Source organism: Paraburkholderia panacisoli (assembly GCF_008369935.1).
In the GTDB taxonomy this organism is placed as follows: Bacteria; Pseudomonadota; Gammaproteobacteria; order Burkholderiales; family Burkholderiaceae; genus Paraburkholderia; species Paraburkholderia panacisoli.
Map to the genome: position 1 here is coordinate 240,584 of NZ_VTUZ01000003.1, position 15,519 is coordinate 256,102.

16 protein-coding genes are annotated in these 15,519 nt (G+C 61.5%); 11 read left to right on the top strand and 5 right to left on the bottom strand.

From position 1 onward, the window contains the following. The first annotated feature begins 73 nt into the window (after positions 1–73). The 3 genes from FVF58_RS05835 (at position 74) to FVF58_RS05845 (ending at position 3,062) form a co-directional block, all read left to right on the top strand. Positions 74–988 (top strand): LysR family transcriptional regulator, encoded by a 915-nt coding sequence (locus FVF58_RS05835; protein WP_149668945.1) that lies wholly within the window; start codon positions 74–76, stop codon positions 986–988. Positions 989–1,255: 267 nt separating this feature from the next. Further along, positions 1,256–2,110 (top strand): SDR family NAD(P)-dependent oxidoreductase, encoded by an 855-nt coding sequence (locus tag FVF58_RS05840; protein WP_149668946.1) that lies wholly within the window; start codon positions 1,256–1,258, stop codon positions 2,108–2,110. 16 nt (positions 2,111–2,126) lie between these two features. Beyond that, a complete protein-coding gene (locus FVF58_RS05845; RefSeq protein WP_149668947.1) occupies positions 2,127–3,062 on the top strand; it encodes an SMP-30/gluconolactonase/LRE family protein in 936 nt (311 codons plus the stop codon). Between the two features lie 82 nt (positions 3,063–3,144). Here FVF58_RS05845 and FVF58_RS05850 read toward each other — a convergent pair whose 3' ends face one another. The 3 genes from FVF58_RS05850 to FVF58_RS05860 all read right to left on the bottom strand — a co-directional run bounded on the left by FVF58_RS05850 (position 3,145) and on the right by FVF58_RS05860 (position 4,466). Continuing rightward, entirely contained in the window at positions 3,145–3,342 is a 198-nt protein-coding gene (locus FVF58_RS05850) for a tautomerase family protein (protein WP_149668948.1), read from the bottom strand. Between the two features lie 180 nt (positions 3,343–3,522). Then, positions 3,523–3,945 (bottom strand): hypothetical protein, encoded by a 423-nt coding sequence (locus FVF58_RS05855; protein WP_149669141.1) that lies wholly within the window; start codon positions 3,943–3,945, stop codon positions 3,523–3,525. A 206-nt stretch (positions 3,946–4,151) separates the two neighbouring features. Beyond that, entirely contained in the window at positions 4,152–4,466 is a 315-nt protein-coding gene (locus FVF58_RS05860) for a DUF4148 domain-containing protein (RefSeq protein WP_149668949.1), read from the bottom strand. A gap of 539 nt (positions 4,467–5,005) precedes the next feature. Here FVF58_RS05860 and FVF58_RS05865 point away from each other — a divergent pair. Beyond that, positions 5,006–5,647: a c-type cytochrome gene (locus tag FVF58_RS05865; RefSeq protein WP_246216942.1), complete on the top strand. Its 642-nt coding sequence runs from the start codon at positions 5,006–5,008 to the stop codon at positions 5,645–5,647. A gap of 353 nt (positions 5,648–6,000) precedes the next feature. Here the strand turns inward: FVF58_RS05865 and FVF58_RS05870 are convergent, their stop codons facing one another. Together FVF58_RS05870 and FVF58_RS05875 are read right to left on the bottom strand one after the other, a co-directional pair. After that, the gene (locus FVF58_RS05870; protein WP_246216943.1) at positions 6,001–6,969 is read right to left on the bottom strand and encodes an oxidoreductase; all 969 of its coding nucleotides are present in this window, start codon (positions 6,967–6,969) and stop codon (positions 6,001–6,003) included. 549 nt (positions 6,970–7,518) lie between these two features. Further along, the gene (locus tag FVF58_RS05875; RefSeq protein ID WP_149668951.1) at positions 7,519–7,683 is read right to left on the bottom strand and encodes an FmdB family zinc ribbon protein; all 165 of its coding nucleotides are present in this window, start codon (positions 7,681–7,683) and stop codon (positions 7,519–7,521) included. Between the two features lie 394 nt (positions 7,684–8,077). Here FVF58_RS05875 and FVF58_RS05880 point away from each other — a divergent pair, with 394 nt between their 5' ends. From FVF58_RS05880 to FVF58_RS05910, 7 genes are all read left to right on the top strand, one after another. Next, positions 8,078–9,121 (top strand): Vgb family protein, encoded by a 1,044-nt coding sequence (locus tag FVF58_RS05880; RefSeq protein ID WP_149668952.1) that lies wholly within the window; start codon positions 8,078–8,080, stop codon positions 9,119–9,121. A gap of 593 nt (positions 9,122–9,714) precedes the next feature. Continuing rightward, positions 9,715–10,848 (top strand): alpha-D-ribose 1-methylphosphonate 5-triphosphate diphosphatase, encoded by a 1,134-nt coding sequence (locus tag FVF58_RS05885; RefSeq protein ID WP_149668953.1) that lies wholly within the window; start codon positions 9,715–9,717, stop codon positions 10,846–10,848. Positions 10,849–10,968: 120 nt separating this feature from the next. Then, the gene (locus FVF58_RS05890; protein ID WP_149668954.1) at positions 10,969–11,868 is read left to right on the top strand and encodes a phosphate/phosphite/phosphonate ABC transporter substrate-binding protein; all 900 of its coding nucleotides are present in this window, start codon (positions 10,969–10,971) and stop codon (positions 11,866–11,868) included. Beyond that, positions 11,865–12,725 (top strand): phosphonate ABC transporter ATP-binding protein, encoded by an 861-nt coding sequence (gene phnC / locus FVF58_RS05895; protein ID WP_425468922.1) that lies wholly within the window; start codon positions 11,865–11,867, stop codon positions 12,723–12,725. Before FVF58_RS05890 ends, phnC begins: the two co-directional genes overlap by 4 nt. Further along, positions 12,719–13,522, top strand: a complete 804-nt coding sequence (gene phnE, locus FVF58_RS05900) for a phosphonate ABC transporter, permease protein PhnE (RefSeq protein ID WP_246216945.1) — start codon at positions 12,719–12,721, stop codon at positions 13,520–13,522. The genes phnC and phnE overlap by 7 nt, the downstream gene beginning before the upstream one ends. A gap of 52 nt (positions 13,523–13,574) precedes the next feature. Continuing rightward, entirely contained in the window at positions 13,575–14,231 is a 657-nt protein-coding gene (locus tag FVF58_RS05905) for an LbetaH domain-containing protein (protein WP_149668956.1), read from the top strand. Between the two features lie 163 nt (positions 14,232–14,394). Further along, complete coding sequence (locus FVF58_RS05910; RefSeq protein ID WP_149668957.1) at positions 14,395–15,420, top strand: aldo/keto reductase; 1,026 nt, start codon at positions 14,395–14,397, stop codon at positions 15,418–15,420. The last annotated feature ends 99 nt before the right edge of the window (positions 15,421–15,519 follow it).

Consider the following 15,519-nt stretch of genomic DNA (forward strand, 5'->3'; position numbering starts at 1 on the left):
CATTCCAATAGAAAGATGTGATTCAATTGTGCGGTTTTCGTGATTAATCGTCTCAGCAAGAAAGAGTGCCAATGTGGATTTGAAACAGCTGGAACATTTCGTGGCGGTCGCAGAAGAGCGGCATTTCACGCGCGCGGCGCGCCGTCTCAACCTCGTGCAGTCCGGATTGTCTGCGTCGATTCGCTCGCTGGAAGAAGACCTGGGCGGACCGTTGTTCAATCGCAGCACGAGGCGAGTCGCTTTGACGCCTGCCGGCGAAGTGCTGTTCGCAGAGGCGCAGCGGGTACTGGCTGCCGCGCGCGACGCACGGCATGCCGTGACCCAGGTTCACGGGCTCGCACGCGGCCGGCTGAGTATCGGTGCGATTCACGGCCTCGCGCCTTTCGTCGACCTGCCCGCTTCGCTCGGACAGTTTCGGGCTGCGTTCGGTGGGATCGACATCGAATTGACACTGGACGGGTCGCGCGCGTTGATCGACGAGGTGCGGGAAGGGCGCCTCGACCTCGCGTTCACGCAGCCACCGGATACGTCGCTCGACGATCTCGGATCGCACATGTTCGCATGCGAGGGGATGGTCGTCGTCTGCGCGACGCATCATCGACTTGCGGGCGCCAGCGGGCTGGCGCTGGCCGATCTGGTCGACGAAACATTCGCCGACCTGCGCCCGGAGTGGAGCGTGCGGCGGCTCGTCGATCGATGTTTTACGGCGGCAGGGCTGCAGCGCCGGACCAGCTTCGAGGTCAACGACATGCCGATGTTGCTTGAACTGGCCGCACAGGGGCTCGCGATCAGCATGGTGCCCGAATCCGTGGCCGCGGCAAGGGGCAGCAGCACGCGCGGCGCGCCGGTCGCAACGGCCAGCCTGCGCGAGGCCGAGGAACCCTGCTGGGAACTCGCGGCCGTTTTTAAGGGGAGCGCGGGAGAGCCGCTCATACCCGTCGCCCGTGCTTTTCTGGACTTGCTCAAATTGCCGGCGGTGGCGACCTGAGGCTCGACGTATGCACACGCGATCGGTCAGGGCGTAAAAGTTCCGGCACGATGTCCTGTACGCGGCGGGAAGTGGACGTCCAGTGAACGTGGCCGAATTGTCGCCAGCGGGTCGCAACCGTCCGCGTGATACTTAGGATCACTACCTAACGGAAGCCCTGTCGGTCACGCAAAAAAGTTCATGCTAGGATCGGCCACTCACTGTTCCAACGGATCGGGATCGCAGTCGCTTGCTGGCGCCGCGATTCCGGCACCAACGAGGATTCTGATGACTCATTCTGCCCTGACTCCGGGCGCCGTCGCCGTGATCACCGGCGGCGCCGCCGGCATCGGCCTGGCTGCCGCCAAACGCTTCGCGCAGCTTGGGCTGCGCATCTGCATTGCCGACCTCGGCGCCGACCGAGTGGAGCGGGCGGTGGCGGAAATCGCCGCGCTGAGCGCGAACGGCATACAAGACGTGTTCGCGGTTGAGACCGACGTCAGCGTCGCCGACGATGTTCGCCGCCTGCACGCAACCGTCGTCGAACGCTTCGGCGGAACAGATGTGCTGATGAACAACGCCGGCATTCAGCCCGGCAGCGGGATGTTCGGTCCAACCGGCAATTGGGAGCGCGTGCTGGGTGTCAACCTGTGGGGCGTGATCCACGGTACGCAGATCTTCGTGCCGGACATGATCAAGCGCGGCCGTCCGGGGCTCGTGATCAACACCGGTTCAAAGCAAGGCATCACGACGCCGCCGGGCGACCCCGCATACAACGTGGCGAAGGCCGGTCTGAAAGCGTTCACCGAAGCGCTGCAGCATGAACTGCGCAACACGGCCGACTGCCGGATCAGCGCTCATCTGCTGATTCCTGGTTTCGTGTTCACGGAACTGACACGGCACGGCCGCGCAGAAAAGCCCGCCGCCGCATGGACGCCCGAGCAGACCGTCGATTTCATGTTCGAGCGTCTCGACGCCGGCGACTTCTACATACTGTGTCCCGACAACGACGTGCCACGTTCGCTCGACGAAAGGCGCATTCTCTGGGCGGCAGGCGATATCGTAGAGAACCGGCCCGCGTTGTCGCGCTGGCATCCTGATTACGCCGGGGCATTCGAAGCGTTCATCAAGCAGCCCCGGTGACTCAAGGGTCGGCACTATGTGGCAACAAAGTGAAACCTATCCCGATCCCGCAGTGGAAGTGCTCGATCCGCGCTTTCTGAAATACCGGATCACGAACGCGGCGGTCGAGCGGCTGGCGACTGGCATGCGCTTCGGCGAGGGTCCGGTGTGGTTCGGCGACGGGCGCTTCCTGCTATGGAGCGACATTCCGAACAACCGCATCATGCGGTGGGACGAGGAATCCGGTGCGACGTCGGTATTTCGCAAGCCTTCGGGATACGCGAACGGCAACACACGGGACCGGCAGGGGCGGCTCATCACCTGCGAGCACGGCAACCGGCGCGTGACGCGCACCGAGTACAACGGCGCGCTGACCGTGCTGCTCGACCGCTTCGACGGCAAGCGGCTGAACTCGCCGAACGACGTGGTTGTGAAGAGCGACGACAGCATCTGGTTCACTGATCCGCCGTTCGGCATCTCGAACAACTATGAGGGTTGCAAAGCTGAGCCCGAGCTGCCGACCAACGTCTACCGCTTCGACCCGGCAACCGGCCGGGCGGAGGTGGTGGCCGACGACATCGTCAATCCGAACGGCATCTGCTTCTCGCCCGACGAACGCCGCCTCTACATCGTCGAATCGGGCTCGAAGCCGAGGCGCATCCGTGTGTACGATGTCGAGGACGGCCGGCGCCTCGCGCACGGGCGCGTATTCGTCGATGCGGGCGAGAACGGCGCGCCAGACGGTTTCCGTTGCGACACGGACGGTAACCTGTGGGCCGGTTGGGGCACCGGGCCGGGACTCAACGGTGTGATGGTATTCGCGCCGGACGGCACGGCGATTGGCCGCATCGCTCTACCCGAACGCTGCGCGAACGTCTGCTTCGGCGGCGCGGCGCACAATCGGCTGTTCATGGCGGCAGGGCAGTCGCTGTACGCGCTATACGTCGATGTGACTGCGGCGGTCGCGACTTGAGCGGGTCGGCGGATTGTGTCCGCGGCCGCTCGGCCGTGGCGCAACCGCACACCGGTCGCTCATGATGCGGACTTATGCGGGCTCAAGACTTGCGCTGGCGCTCGCTGAACGGAATGCCGCCTCTTGACTTGGAGTCTGGTGGAGACTCAACGATCTGCACGACAACCTGTTCAGCGGCGACACCGAGGCTGTCAACCACAGCTTTGGTAATGCCCGTCATCAGCGCTTTCTTTTGCTCGGCTGAGCGGCCTGCTACTGCATACACGACGACTTCCGGCATAACGTACTCCAGCGGGTTGGCAAGGAACTGCAGCTGCAATCATGGCGACACTGCGCGGTGTGTGCTCGAGCCTGTGCAATAGAAGCGCTGCGTGAATGCTACCGGCGCTCTTCACGAAATTCCCTTGCGTGCGTGGCCTTGATTCCACGTTTGCCGACCGACTTCATCGGCATGGCACGCTCAAGCAGCGTCCGTAAGTCGGTCGGCGTTGAGAGCGAACTGGCGCGCGATCGATCGCAGCCTGTCGCCCCATTCCCAGACGCCGAAAACGTCATGCACGTTTTGCAGACAACTCAGCAGGCTGACGGTCTGCGGGTCGTACACGTTGATCTTCGAGCGCAGTAGCGCTCTCTTCAGCGCGGCGACTCCCACATCCATGTAGGCTGGCACTTCGTTCTTCTGCTTGCTGACATAGTGAATCGGCACCCCTTCCATTGCTGTCAAGTAGTCGCGCGGCTTGATGAAGCTGCCGACTGGACAGCCGCCGCAGTAACCGCGATATGCACCGCCGCCGCGCGGCAGGAGCGCTGCCTCGCGCTGCTGAAAAAGATGCTGGACCGCCCGGTCGAAAATGACTTGATGGCTTAGAAATTCGAGGGTCATTGGGTTCTCCTGCCGCACCCGAGTTTGCGCGGTGGCCGGTTCTCGCTTCATTCCGGCAAGCGGATCGTCAGAGCGGTGGGTGTTGAGGCGGCGGACACGAATCGCGCGATGCGACCGCGGGCTACCTCACGCCAGCGGTCGCGCAGCAGCGGCGGTCCGCCGCCCGTTGATTGCGATTGCGGGTCGAATCAATGGGTACCGGTCCATCAATGACCAAAATAGATCGAGTGAGTACCTACGGTTGTTAAAGACGTCCCCGACTGCGAGGAACCATTCATGGACACTCCACCGACCGCGGTGTTGCTCATGTCCTGCGCGTGAATACGCGCCTCCGCAGCCTGAATGTCCGCGGGATAATGCACATCATCCTTGGCATGCGGGTTATAGCCAGCTTGTTCCACGCGCACCAGGTCCGCGCGCACTTCGGCACGTGTCAACGGCGCATTAGCGTCCTGCGCAAAAGAGACTGCCGGTGCGGCCAGTGCACTGGCAACCAACGCAGCATAGATAAGAGCTTTCATAGTAAGTCACCTTCTCGAGTTAGCTTCAGTGGGCTTCACGCATGATGAGCGAAGCCTCGGACTCACCACGATGCAGGTGAGTAAGCTTCATTCTGTACGGAGGCGTTGACGCGATACTGACGCGCACATTACATCTGTGTCATGTTCGGGTGGAGATGCATCTTTCGAGCGTCGGCATCGCTGAACCATCGGTGAGAGGCCGGAATGCGATACGGGTGTATCGATAGAGGGCGAATGTGGAGATAGGTCGCGACTTCCGCTACGGGTGGTCTCGCCGTCTTTGCGCTCTCGCCGTAATTTGCGAGCCTTGGGCTTCTCGCAGGGCCGCCATTCACGACACGGTCCCTGTGCCGCAGCATCATCCGCGCAGCGGGTGACTGCAAACTGGTCGATGTTCGCTTACATGACAGATTCGTAATTCTCTCGACGCTCGCCGGTCATGGTCATTTCGTCAGAATCGCCTCATCGTGCGTCATTCACCGGGCGCTCGTTCGAAGGAGATTGGGAAGTCCATGATGATCGGTTCACGTTCCACCAACATGCTGCGCGACGGCTTGCGCTCGCTTTCGATTGCGGCGCTCTTCGGATTCGTCAGTGTCTGTCACGCGCAATCCGCAATGAATGCGCAGGATACTGACGGGAGCGTGAATGCGCCGTCCATCGCGACCTGTGTCGCGTGTCACGGCGCATTGGGCGCAGGCACAGTAACCGGCGGGCCGCGGCTTGCTGGCAAAGATCCAGACTATCTCGCGCATGCTTTGTCAATGTTCAAGGCTGGCACGCGCGCAAGCGCTGTCATGCAGACGGTCGCACACAATCTTTCCGATAGCGAGATACGCGAGCTCGCAATGTTTTTTTCAAAGCAGAACCCGCCGCTTGCCAAGGGTGCGCCGCCGCCGCAGAGCCAGGTGAGAGCCGGAAAGCAGCTTGCTGAGATGGGTGCTGGATCCGACGTTCCCGCCTGTTTCAGTTGCCACGCGGCCGGCGGCAAAGGTAATGGCGCGCGTTTTCCGGGCATCGCCGGTGAACCGGCGGCGTTTGTCGTCGCTCGGCTACACGAATTTCAGGCGCGCGCGAAGGGGAACACGCCGGCGCCCGGAACGATGACAGCCATCGCGGCGAAGCTGAACGATGCGCAGATCGAAGAGGCTGCGGCTTATCTTTCGGTGACTAGACCTTGACGATCGACGACGTGCAATCCGCGTAGCGCACCGACCGGGCATCCCGTTACGGCAACCCATTCTCGTTTTGTGTCGAGTACATATGCGAATTGTTGTGTGGAGTAAAGTCACCGTAATTTCGGGTCTGATTGTAATGCTTGCCGGCTGCGCGAGTAGCGACGACTCCGCTTTGAGTGCTGCGCAGAGCCCGCAACTACCTGAAACACACCCTTGCCAGAGCATGCATGTGAAGATGCCGACCTGCCCACTCGGGTAGAACGGCTACTTCAGACGCGTCCAGTGGCGTCGTTATATCAGGTGCAACATGCGCACATCTGTTCCTGATCCTCGCGTTCAAGTCCGGCCAGTCCGCACTATGGGAGCAAGCGTACCTGAGTAAGCTCTTCGCACTCTTGCCACAAACGGCCGGCATTCGCAGCGTCCTTTGCCTGCCTGGCGACGCTCGCCTCGCCTATCCTGCTTCCGCGTGCCTCCAGAAAGCCTTGTGGGCCATAGTAGCCACCGTCACTGACATCACTCGAAGTAGCCGCGTAAAGGGTCGGCAGGGCGCCTGCGTAGTCGGTGTTCAGCAAGGCACCAATGAAATAGCTGACGAACTCGCGGGCAGCGCGTGAAGCTGCGGAGCGATCCCCGTCCCGAAACAGATTGGTGTTTGCGACGCCAGGGTGCGCGGCAACCGACATAACACGGGAATTGGCAGCGCGCAAAAGACGGTCGAGTTCGAACGCAAACATCAGATCCGCGAGCTTCGACTGTCGATAGGATCGCATCGGCGAATAAGACTTTCTGGATTGGAGGTCGTTGAAATCGATTTGTCCGTGCTTGTGCGCGATGGAAGCGATCGTGACAACGCGTGGTCGGTCAGGCGATCCAGTCGCAGCCAGTTCGAGAGCGGGCATAAGGAGCGCTGTCAACGCGAAATGGCCGAGTACGTTGGTGCCAAATTGGAGCTCGAAGCCGTCCGCAGTCTCGAGCCGTTTCGGCGGCGCCATGACGCCAGCGTTGTTGATCAGAATGTGAATAGGGCATTGCTCGGCGAGCACCCTTTGCGCGAATTCGCGGACGGACTCGAGGGATGCGAGATCGAGAATCGCCAGTTCGGCACGAGCGCCGGGTGCTGCGGCGTTCAGACGGGCTAAGGCCGCTTCTCCGCGTTGTTTATCGCGGCATGCAAGTATGACTTGCGCGCCCTTGCGCGCAAGAGTCACTGCGGCATGGTAGCCAATGCCGCTGTTCGCTCCTGTGATGAGAACTCGCTTGCCAATCTGCTGCGGAATATCGGTTACGGTCCACTGTTTATTCATATTGCTCTGGCTCAGCATAGGTTAGTCGACTGCGAGACTACCACTAGTAAGTCTAGAGCGTCGCTACAGGCCAGGCAGCGGTTCCCGGCGATGCTGATCATCGGGGTTGTGTGCTGGGTTCGGAGGTTTCCGATTCGCGTAGTGTGGACGAGGTCGTCAATGCGATTGGATGTGACCATCCTTTCGTTTTCGGCGCATTACTCCATTGGTGGCCCGGGGGTACGTTCAGAACGGCTCATTCGGGCGCCATGCTCACTAAACAGTCAATCAACGATTTACCTTTAGCGCTCCGTAGCGAGCTTCGCGCGTTGCGGCAGCGGCTGAATCAGGAAGCAGAGGTTCGCCGTTGGACGGATGACAACGCCGAATGAGTCACGACACGATCGCGCTCGATCATGATCGGATCGTCCGGTTTCAACGCTCATTGCTGACCCGAGGGCTAGATTCATATCGCGTTTCGCGATCTCATCATGTCATGGGAAAGCATCATCCATCGGCCCGAACGCACGAGCCGACATTGTCCCGGGCGATCGCGCAAAACGAAAAATCGAACCGATGTCGTAGGTCTCAGCTCTTTCTCGACGTCTTCGCGGCGAATTGCGTCGGTGTGTGCTGAACCTTTTCGCTCCCGCACTTCGGACAAGGCGGATGTGCGGTCTGATGCTCAGCGAGATGTTCGATGTGTTCGAACAACTCGCCGCAGGCCTCACAACGGTACTGGTAGGTCGGCATGACAACTCTCCTCCAAACGCAAATCCCGCACGTGCTAACTGGATACGCCAGCGACACCCAACACTGAATCAATCTATTCTAGTACAGGAATTGCAGTCATCCGCGCCTCACCATGTACTCGTCAGGCAGGCGACAGTGGTCGCCAGCTGTGGTCGATAGCCAGGGCCATCCAGCGACAGAACTCCCGGTGCACGGAGCGGTTGCGCCTGCGACTTCCCGTCGGCGGGGAAGAGGGACGCCGAGTCAGCCCAGTACGGCGCTATCATCACTGGTAACGGTATGGCGTCCGACAATTCCGGGACGCTCCCGCACAAACGCTTCATTACGTCCGTCCTGTGCAACAATCAAAAACCGTCTGCGCCTTTTGAAACGAACCCTGTGCATGGAGGCGAACATGCTTGAGATCGGAAGGGAACGGATCGTAAGAACGGTGAACAACATCCTCGGGACCGTGCTGGCCCTGTCTGTCGCGTCTGCTCTCGCGATTGCCGCGCTCGCCATCGGTTCGGTGCACGCCCAGCCGCCGTCGTTCGACATTTTTCCCGTCCCAACCGGCAGCGCACCACACGATGTCGCACCGGCGGCGGACGGCACCGTCTGGTACACCGCCCAGGCGCAAGGCATGGCGGGTCGGCTGGACCCGCGTAGCGGCAAGATCGAGAAGATACCGCTCGGCGACGGGTCGGCGCCGCACGGCGTGATCGTCGGCCCGGATCGCGCGGCATGGATCACGGACGGCGGCCTGAACGCGATCGTGCGCGTCGATCCAAAGACGCTTGCCGTCACGCGTTTTCCGCTGCCGAACGAACGGCCGGACGCCAATCTGAACACCGCGGTCTTCGACAGGCAAGGTCATCTGTGGTTCACCGGGCAAAGCGGCATCTACGGCGAGCTCGATCCGAAGCGCGGCAGCATGCGCGTCTTCGATGCGCCGCGCGGACGCGGGCCCTACGGCATCTGCGTGACCCCGGACGGCAGCCTGTATTTCGCATCACTGGCAGGAAGCTATCTCGGTCGCATTGATCCCGTGAGCGGCGCAGCACAGGTCATCGAACCACCCACCCCGAATCAGGGTGCGCGCCGTGTATGGTCCGATTCGAAGGGGCGCGTCTGGCTCAGCGAGTGGAATGCGGGAAAAGTCGGTGTATTCGATCCGTCGACGCGTCGATGGCGCGAATGGCGACTGCCCGGCGAAGATCCACATGCTTACGCGATATTTGTAGACGACCAGGACATCGTCTGGCTTAGTGAGTGGAGCGGCAATGCACTCGTGCGCTTCGATCCGCGTGCCGAGCGATTCGACGTGTTTGCATTGCCGCGCGCGCACGCAAACGTCCGTCAGATGATGGGCCGCCCGGGGGAAGTCTGGCTGTCCGGATCCGGCATTGACCATCTGCTGCGGTACCGGTCCCGCGCAGCGGCTGCGAGCGGGGAGTGACGTGCGATGGTGCGCGTTGGACGCTCTTTACCCGAGCGCGAACGAGGTCACGCCGAAAACACGTTTGAGAAGAATCGTGGGTAGCGTCTGCGTGTATTTCCGTGAGGCTTTAAAGACGCTTGCCATCTCATGTCTTTTCGCTTGCGCAACTGCGGCGGGGCTGGTCTCCGGCACATCGAGCCAGCCTTTCTATTCTGAAGTGCAAGCCGTTTGGACAAGACGAAAATATGTCCACCCCTAACCTTCCCGGTGGACGGAACAGTAAACGGTGGAGGGTGTGCGGCATTGTTTTGTCGATCGATGTCATCGTGCTGTCATTCCCGCGGGTTCAAATGAATGCGGCGTCGAGCACTGTAGTGCGGTAGTGCGCGAGCCATGATGGAAATATGAAGCGGATCTTTTGCTCAACGACTCATGCGAGATTGTCCCTATACATCTAGACGTTTAGATGAATAGTTGCATCGCCCCCGTTCCGTGAGTGGCGATCCTCACACACGCGCAGAAGTCGCAACGCGCCGCCTCGAATGACAACTACTGCGACTGCGTATTACGACAACGTTACGCAGAGGCCGATATACCTACGGAGCACGTCGATGTTGGTCACGAACGCTCGCATCATCACGCGAGAAGAAGAATTTACAGGTACCTTGCGAATCGAGGGCGGCCTGATCCGCGATATCGAACGCGGCAATACGTCTGCACGCGAGGCCGTTGACTGGGATGGCGACTATCTGTTGCCGGGTCTCATCGAACTGCACACCGACAATCTGGAAAAGCATCTCGCGCCGCGTCCCGGCGTGCAATGGAATATCGATGCGGCGTTCGTGATTCACGATGCGCAGGTCGCCGCGGCCGGCATCACGACGGTCTTCGATTCGCTCAGAATCGGCGCGCGTTCCGACGTGGACATGCACAACCGCGATCTGCAGACGCGGTGTACGCAAGCCCTCGCGCGCTTGTCCGGGAATGCGTTGCTACGTGCCGAACATTTCCTGCACCTGCGCTGCGAAATCGCCGCACCCGACGTGGTCGACGTGTTCGATTCGCTCTACACGCATCCGCTGCTACGTCTCGCTTCGGTGATGGATCACACGCCGGGCCAGCGGCAATGGCACGATCGCAATCAATGGCGCCGCTGGCAGGAGCGGCACGGCAAGCTGACTGATGAACACTACGCCGCCGTGGTAGCCGAGCTTACGGATGGACAGGAGCGCTATGCCGACGAGCACCGTCGTGAAATCGTCGCACGTTGCGCGGCGCTCGGTATCCCGGTGGCGAGTCACGACGATACGGTTGTCGAGCATGTCGAACAGGCGGCGGCCGAAGGCATCGTGCTGGCCGAGTTTCCGACCACCCGCGTCGCGGCGCAAGCGGCACGCGAACACGGTATTGCGACGATCATGGGCGCGCCCAACATCGTAAGGGGTGGATCGCACTCGGGTAACGTCTGCGCGCTCGAACTTGCGCAGGCCGGGTTGCTCGACATCCTGTCATCTGATTATGTGCCCTCGAGCCTATTGACCGCCGCATTCGATCTTGTCGACAAGGCGGGCTGGACGCTTCCGCGTGCAATGGCAACTGTATCGGCTGGACCGGCTCGCGCGGTGGGACTGCATGATCGCGGTGCCATCGCCCCCGGTTTGCGGGCCGACTTTGTGCGCGTGAGGATGCACGAAGCGCTGCCCGTACCGCGCGCGACCTGGCGGGCAGGCGAACGCATCGTCTGATGCACGCCAGGCTGGGATCAGTCACATGGGCGTGTCGGGGCGATGCAACGGAAAAGAGCGGGGAAGGTGGAAAACGTCGGTTAATTGTTCGGTACGCTACGAATACTACTTGAGGAAGATATGAAGGTCTCCAAAGTTTTAGCAGCGGTGGCATTTGCGGCAGGTCTAGCCTCGGGGGCGGCACATGCAGCCGGCACCTGTCCGAACGACGGCGTGGTTCGCTTTGGCGTCGAGCCGTACGAATCGGCGCAACGCATGCTGCCTGTCTACTCGGACCTCGCCAAGATGATCGGCGACAAGCTCGGCTGCACGGTACAGCTCTACGTGGCAACCAGCTACAACGCCGAGATCGAGGCGATGCGCAACAACAAACTTGAATTCGGCGAGTTTGGCCCGCTCGGCTACGTGCTTGCTCACCAGGTCGCGCATGCCGAGGCCGTCGCCACCTTTGCCGGCGAAGGTGGCAAGCCGGCCACGTATTACGCGTCCATCGTCACGTGGCCCGGCTCGGGTATCAAGAAGCTTGCCGACATCAACGGCCGTTCGTTTGCCTATGCCGATCCGGCTTCCACCTCCGGCCACCTGTTTCCCGCCTACGGTCTGAGCAAGAACGGCATCGATCCGGACAAGGGTGTGAAGGCGATCTATGCGGGCAGCCATACGGCATCGTTCGAGGCGATGCGCAATCACAAGGTTGACGCGGGTGAGCTGAACAGCGAGGAAATCGCCAGCGCCAAGCTGCACAACGAATACGATCCTTCGGCCTATGTGACGCTGTGGCAGTCGGAGCCGATTCCGCTCGACCCGCTGGCGGTGCGGGGCGACTTGCCGGCTGATTTCAAGGCTCGTCTCGCCAGCATCCTGAGTTCGCTCGATCTGCATCAATTGCCGGAGGCCGATCAGAAGTTCCTGGCATCGAACGAAAACCCGCAGTTGATGACGGTGCCCCAGACGGATGCCGCTTACAACCAGATTCGTGATCTGGTTTCCACGCTCCACATCGACCTGGCAAAACTGTGAATACCCATTTCGGCGCGACCCACGACGCATCACCAGGCCCGGCGGCTGCATTCGCAGCCGCCGGATCCGGCAGGCGCGCGACAGTACCGCGGCCCATGCTTGCGCCCGCAGTGAAGTTAGCCGTCGATAAGCTGACGATGCGTTACCCGAACGGTCACACGGCGCTGCGCGACTTCAATGTGTCCGTCCAGACCGGCGAGATGATCGTGGTGCTCGGCAGCAACGGCAGCGGCAAGTCGACCTTGATGAAGTGCGTGGTCGGACTGAACCGTCCGACAGCCGGTTCGGTCGAGATCGCCGGACGCGATCTGGCCGCGCTCTCGGGCAAAGCCCTTCGGCAGGCGCGTCTGCCGCTCGCATTGATCTCGCAGAACGCCAATCTCGTCAGGCGGCGCAGCGTGCTGGCGAACGTCTGCTGCGGCGCGCTGGGGCGCCACCGGACGCTGGCGACCGCGATGGGGCGCTTGCCCCGCGACGAAATCGAACCGGCACGAGCCTGTCTGGACGAAGTCGGCCTGCTGCATCTGGCTGGCCAGCGCGCCGGCACGCTCTCGGGCGGACAGGCGCAGCGTGTGGCGGTCGCTCGTGCGCTGGCGCAACGTCCGGACGTACTGCTCGCCGACGAACCGGTCGCGAGCCTGGACCCCGAGGCAGCCGATGAGGTCATGCGGCTGTTGCGCCGCCTCGCCACCGAAGAGGGACTCGCGGTGGTGTGCGTATTGCACCAGCCTGAACTGGCGGCGCGCTATGCCGACAGGCTGGTCGGCCTGCGGCGTGGGCAGCTGGAATTCGACCGGCCGGCTTCGGAAGTCTCCAGTCAACAGATTGCGCGGCTTTACGTGGACGAAACATGTTGAACAAGGCTCTCGAAATGGGCGCGCCCAAAAGCACGCCGGGCGCACGCAGTTTATGGGCGGTGTGTGCCGTCGTCGTCGCACTGGCCTTGTTCGTACAGGCGTGGATCGTGGTTCAGGCGCGACCGCAGGATCTGGTGACCGGCGCCCACGGGATGGCCGACATTATTTCGCGTGCCATGCCGCCGGCGTTCGACCAGTTCGTCCCGAATCTCTGGCCGGTTCTCGAGACGATCGACCTGGCGATTTTCGGCACCGTGTTCGGGGTGCTTCTTGCGTTCCCGCTATCGATTCTGGCGGCCGCGAATGTCACACCGGCGAAGCCCTTGTACTACTTCTCACGCGCGCTGATCGGCGTCACCCGCGCGGTGCCCGATCTGGTGTGGGCACTGCTGTTCGTGACCGCCGTCGGGCTTGGGCCGTTTCCGGGCGCACTTGCACTCGCAGTCCATTCGGTCGGCATGCTCGGCCGGCTCTTTGCGGAAGTGATCGAAGACATGGATATGGGTCCCGTCGAAGCGCTGACCCTGACCGGTGCCGGCCGTCTCCAAGTGTTGAGCCATGCGGTGGTGCCAGGCGTGCTGCCGTCGCTGCTCGGCATTGGGCTGTTCCGCTTCGACGAAAACCTGCGCTCCTCGCTTGTGCTCGGCTTCGTCGGCGCGGGCGGGATCGGCTTCCAGTTGCTGACCGCGATGAACCTGTTCCAGTACCAGACAGTGTCGTTCCTACTGATCGCTACCTTCATCCTGGTCGCGTGCGCCGAACGCGTTTCCGCCTACCTGCGCAGCCTCGTTACGTGAGTGCGAGGCCAGCGTTTTCGTTGTCACCTCAACATTGAATTTCGAGCCTTTTATGCTAGTTAATCACGGCGTTGCGGCCGATCCGTGGACGCTCGGCCGCGTGCTGTCGGAAGATCCGGAGATCCATCCGACGGCACTGGTTCGCGCCAGCGACTTTGGCCGATACACCTATCTCGGACCACGCAGTCATGTTGCCGAATCGGTCATCGGCGACTACGGCTATGCGATGGGCGACAATCAGATCGCTCACGCGCTCATCGGCAAGTTCGCCAACATTGCCACCGGCGTGCGCATCAATCCGCCGAACCACCCGTCGTGGCGGGCAACCCACCACCACTTTACCTATCGTTCGCGCTCGTACGGGCTCTCTCTCGACGACGACGACGGCATCTTCCAATGGCGAGCGCAGGACCGCGTCGAGATCGGCCACGATGTGTGGCTCGGTCATGGTGCCGTCGTCATGCCCGGTGTCACCGTCGGTACGGGCGCAGCGGTCGGTTCGGGAGCGGTGGTGACCAAAGACGTGCCGCCGTTCGCTATCGTCGTCGGAGTGCCCGCGCGCGTGTTGCGCTTTCGCGTCGACGCGCGCACTTCGGAACGGCTGCAGCAAATCGCCTGGTGGGACTGGAATCCCGAACAAATCGACGCGGCCCTGAATGACTTCCGCCTGCTCACCGCAGTCGAGTTCGCCGAGAAGTACGGGGACTGACGTGGCGGCCAGGCTCGCGCGAATGTAGCGGCGCGGCGAGTGCGTATACCTCAACAACTATTGCCCGCTCTAACTCATCTAGACGTGTAGACATGATTCGACGTGTCGGACGAAGTTTCCAGAACGGGCTGAAATCCTTTTCAGTGAGTGGAGTAAGTTTCACATGGAATATCGGCAACTTGGACGCAGCGGCCTCAAGGTTTCGACGCTGACACTCGGTACGATGATGTTCGGTGGTCCGACCGATCAGACGACCGCGGAACGCATCTTTGAAAGCGCCCGTGAACAGGGCGTCAACTCGATCGATTCCGCCGACGTCTATGCCGGCGGTGAATCGGAGCGCGTCGTCGGACGTTGCATAGCTGCCCAGCGCGACCGCTGGGTGCTGGCGACCAAAATCGCCAGTCCCCTCGCCGAGGGTGACGTCAACGCGCGAGGCGCGTCGCGTAAGCATATGATCCGGGCCGTCGAGGCGAGTCTGAAGCGTTTGAACACTGATTACATCGATCTGCTCTATCTGCACGCGGAAGATCATCAGACTCCGGTCGATGAAACGGTGCGTGCGCTCAACGATCTGATTCAGAGCGGCAAGATACGCTACTACGGTTTGTCGAATCATCGTGGCTGGAAGATCGCTGAATTCGCTCACACCGCACAAGCGCTCGGCCTGGCTGCTCCTGTGGCCAGTCAGCCGCTGTATAACATCGCGAACCGGCAGGCCGAGGCCGAACAACTCACTTCCGCGCACCGCTACGGGCTCGGCGTTATTTCGTATAGCCCACTCGCGCGCGGCGTGTTGACCGGCAAGTATGAAATGGGCGTGGCACCCGCATCCGATACCCGGGCAGGGCGCGGTGACCGCCGCCTGCAGCAGGCTGAATGGCGCCCCGAGTCTCTGGAGTTGGCACGACGCGTCGATGAGCATGCACGGGCGCGCGGTCTGAGCGCGGGGCAGTTCGCGCTCGCGTGGGTGCTGAACAGCAGATACATCAGCTCGACGATCGCCGGGCCACGAACTGAAGCGCAATGGAGCGATTATCAACCGGCCTTGAGCTATCGTCTGACTGCGGAAGACGAGGCTTTCGTCGATTCGCTAGTGACAACCGGCCATCCTTCGACGCCTGGGTTTAACGATCCGAAACATCCGTTCTTTGGTCGCATCACATATCACGGTTCACAAGAGTTATAAGGGGATTTCCCGGAAGCAATCCTCTGCGGATGGCGGTCCAATCGGCGAATGTACCCTTTAGCTTTTCGAACTGTTGCCGATTCTGGATCGGCGCAAGTT